This is a genomic window from Candidatus Colwellia aromaticivorans (assembly GCF_003333305.1).
GTDB classification, from domain to species: domain Bacteria; phylum Pseudomonadota; class Gammaproteobacteria; order Enterobacterales; family Alteromonadaceae; genus Colwellia; species Colwellia aromaticivorans.
On the sequence record NZ_QOLD01000001.1, the window covers coordinates 1 to 3879 of the forward strand.

General features: G+C 34.1%; 4 protein-coding genes and 1 pseudogene. All 5 read right to left on the reverse strand.

The genetic code is table 11. The features are described from left to right. Window positions 1–180, reverse strand: a 180-nt coding sequence (gene tnpB / locus DWA31_RS00005; protein ID WP_210725508.1) for an IS66 family insertion sequence element accessory protein TnpB, incomplete at its 3' end; no start/stop codon positions are given. Then, window positions 173–490, reverse strand: a complete 318-nt coding sequence (gene tnpA, locus DWA31_RS00010) for an IS66 family insertion sequence element accessory protein TnpA (protein ID WP_114324640.1) — start codon at window positions 488–490, stop codon at window positions 173–175. The genes tnpB and tnpA, both read right to left, overlap by 8 nt. Window positions 491–1075: 585 nt before the next feature. Further along, window positions 1076–2272 carry a multidrug effflux MFS transporter gene (locus DWA31_RS00015; protein WP_114324641.1) on the reverse strand — a complete coding sequence of 399 codons (1197 nt, stop codon included), beginning with the start codon at window positions 2270–2272 and terminating at the stop codon, window positions 1076–1078. Window positions 2273–2564: 292 nt separating this feature from the next. Then, the gene (hpaR, locus tag DWA31_RS00020) at window positions 2565–2987 is read right to left on the reverse strand and encodes a homoprotocatechuate degradation operon regulator HpaR (protein WP_114324642.1); all 423 of its coding nucleotides are present in this window, start codon (window positions 2985–2987) and stop codon (window positions 2565–2567) included. A 259-nt stretch (window positions 2988–3246) separates the two neighbouring features. Beyond that, window positions 3247–3431 (reverse strand): annotated as a pseudogene (locus DWA31_RS17355) (transposase); the annotation flags it as partial. Between the last annotated feature and the right edge of the window lie 448 nt (window positions 3432–3879).

The following is a 3879-nucleotide window of genomic DNA, read 5'->3' on the forward strand; positions in this document are numbered from 1 at the left end:
AGTTTTGTCCCAATAAAGTACCTTCAATTTATCTCGGCCCTTATTGCAAAAAACAAAGACACTGCCCGTGAGAGGTGAAACTTGCATCTGCTGTTCGACAATCACCACTAAACCATTTATCGATTTTCTAAAATCGACAAAATCACGATAAAGAAAAACCTCGGGAACATCACTAAACATCTTCATGCGTTAGCCCATTGAGCAGCTCAGCTATAAAGGCAGGAGAAATATTATGAGGAAATGATAATTCACCAACGGGTAGATTCAGTTTGATGGGATATTCAATGGGCTGAGTGATAATGGTTTGTTTGGTAATAATTTTGGCTTGTATAAAATCAGTACGGTTATTGCCTTTAGCGATAATAGCTTTACGCGCATAAAAATACTTAGTACTTAATTGATACTGGTCACAGAACTTTGGTACTGATAGACCGCTAGTGATTTGTTTCTCTACAAGACATTTCCACTCATCGGAAGTTTTACGGCTCATACATTGCTCCTTTTATTACGTTGAAGCAAGTCTAGGGTTAATGCTTAGCTTAGGATATGTGCATTTGGCGAGACGTTCACACTAATTGATTAACTTGTTCTAGTTTATTCAATACCTACTTTGATATAACCAGTTACCTTTTGCCAGTGTTGTTTCTAGATTAAGGCACCAACTTTAGTCTTAGTACTTATGTGGTCATCAACTAATATTTTATAGGTTCTTGCTGCAAATTTTCATAATTTTTTTTTGGACAAATATCATTGAATCAGCTGTATTACGTTCATTATTAATTGAGAAAATACCGAAAAGTGCAGTATCTAATACACGCTCATAATCACAATCATCAATAATTATTACAGGTAATCCTCTACCTAATACTAGGGGAGTTTTTCAACCCTGCGTTGACTAAATATGCTTTTTGGTTGGCGAACCTATAATGAGTAGAATAACGCCTAAATATTTAACGTGTTAACTACATTACATTTAGCGTAGCTGCTTGTCAACTACTTAATATGTTAATCATATTGCGTTTTGTGTTGCTGTTTGTCAACTACTTAATATAGTAATTAATTTAGGAGGAAATAATTATGATTTATTTTCTTTGCTCTTAACCGTGAGGTAATGACATATCAAAGCAAAAACAGGTGCTAAAAAAATAATAAAAAATAATGCCTTTATATTATATCCCATTAATAGAGGGACTAATTGAGCAATAGAAGCACCAATGATTAACTGTATAAACCCTAACAAGCCAGAGGCGGTTCCTGCTCTAGATAATGCACAAGAAATGGCTGCTGATTGAGCACTTGGTTGACTTAAACCGCGCCCAAACGTGAGTAGTGACATTGGTACGAACAAGCTGAAATAATTTAATTCTTCAATACCGTTAAGCAATAATAAAAGCGTTGCCCCGAACAGCGATATGGTGTGACCTATAGAGATCATGGTGTCAATAGTCATACGCTTTGTTAATGTGCCTGAACAAAGGCTACCCAGCATAAAAGCAAGGGCAACCATTAAGAACCAATTACCAAAGTCAGCAGAGTTTCCACCTAAATGATTAACAACTATATAGGGGGCACTGCCGATAAAAAGATAGAAGGCACAAGCAATAAAAGTACTTGATAAAGCATAACCGATATACTGATTTGATTTTAATACCTGTGAATATTGATGTAAAACTTGGTTTACTTTTAAACTAGTACTTTTTTGAGGGCAGGTTTCTGTTAATTGCTTAATGGCTAACAAGCAAACACCAAAAGCAATGGATGAAGAAATTATAAAAATAGCCTGCCAATTGAAGTATAAATTTACATAGCCACCTAATGTTGGCGCAAGGGTTTGAGACAACGCTATAGCCATAACCAAATAACTCATTTTACTGGCTGACTTATCTCGACCATAAATATCTAAAGTCATCGTTCGTGCCATTGACATACACGCACTGCCACCTAATGCTTGTAATACTCTGGCTGCAATTAATAAATTAATATCATCTGCTAATAACGCAAAAACACAACCAAAAAAATGAATGATCAAGCCAGTAACTAAAACAGGATAACGACCGAAATAATCAGCCAAAGGGCCAGATATCAATTGCCCAAAAGCTAAGGTTAATAAAAAGCAACTATACGTTAATTGCATAGTTGCAATGTCAGTATGCAGAGCTATTACCGCAGAGGGCATTGCAGGAATGAATAAATTTAATGCCAAAGGGCTGGTCATGGCAATAACAATAAGCAATATTAATGAAGGTTGCTTATTGTTGGTATGAGTTTTCATATATTTAAAATGAATTAAGTCAGTTGGTTAGCGTTAACTAACCAATAGGAATCTAATACAATATTAGTATCCGCGCTTGCTTCTATAAACAAAAATTTCAAGGATGTTGTAACAATAATATGGTGGGAAAATGTGTTACTTTAGCGGATAAAACTATTTCGCCCATTATATTTACCTTGGCAATTGAGTATAAAGGAATTAGTTATGAACTTAGTTAACATCTTAAGTATTGTCAAGGTAAAATGATATATATCCATTTTTAGTAAAATAACAATGAATTTTTAGTTGATATTTAAGGTTTTACTGTAGCCATTAATTCTAGTAATTCTTTGAACTCTTCCATTTTTTCTTGACCAAATTGTTCTGTCATTTTACGGTAACGTTCTTCGAAACGTGGGCTGACATCATCGAAAACTTTTTGGGCATGGTCAGTTAAACTAAGTAAAACACGACGCTTATCTTCTCTAGATTTTTGACGTTGAATAAAATTTTGTTGTTCTAAGCGTGCGATAATGCCAGTTAAACTAGGGCTAAGAATACAACAACATTCAGCTAATTGTTTTGATTCTAAAGCACCAAATTCATTTAAAGCACGGATAATACGCCATTGTTGTTCTGTTAATGATATTTCTTTTAAAAGAGGGCGAAAATGATTTAGAGCAGCTTCACGGGCTTTTAATAGTTTTAATGGAAGAGAGTCGTCAAATTTCCGCATTGCTGAAAATATTCCTATCGGTGTAAAAGGTTAAATAAAAAGATAAGTAACCAAATTTTTTATTAATCAACATAAAAATAATATTTCGGCAAGTATACTATATTTTGTTAGATGATTAATATATTAAATAATCAACCCGTAGACTGTTAACGCGTTAAGTATTATTGTTGTTGTGTGCTAAATTTAAGTTGATAAAAATATATTTATCTGCTGAAAACTCATAAATTGATGTAAAAGCATTTCGACGTGCATTAGGGAGCTTTTTTAATATTGTATTATCCCTTGTGCGCGTTTTAATTGTTTTTCAAGGGATTGGATGCGTTGCTGCTCTGGTGTTAATACCGTTAGACCTTCAGGCGTAATCCCGGATAATTCTAATTTATATTGTTTCTTCCGTCTATAAATGGCTGAAGTACAAGCATCTGATATAACTTGTATTTGTTTATATACTCATGTCACCTCGAAATACTCGTTTCAGCGAGAATTTAAAGGTTTATAGGCAAGGCATTGACTGAAGATAATGGTTATTCAGGAGCACATTCTCCTGAACAACCATTAATAAAAATAAGCGCCTTGATCATGAATTGCTCAGGTGTCCTGAAACAGACATTTTGAAGTATCATTAGTATAGGTGTAGTTTTATTCCACAATTAATTTTGCGTATTCTAGTTTCTGCTGAAGGCTGCTTGTTATTTTTTGCTTTTTGGTCATTTTGATACCTTAGATTTTTACTTATTTTAAGCTATAAACCTCTACAGTTTCATTGTGAAGGTCTGGGTAAAACACTTAGCTAAGTTTTACATTCCAGGGCAATAATGTTTCGATATCAAGTGCAGAGTTGGTCAATTGCTCTAGGCAATGCATGAGATAGTCGAATGGTATTAATCCATTC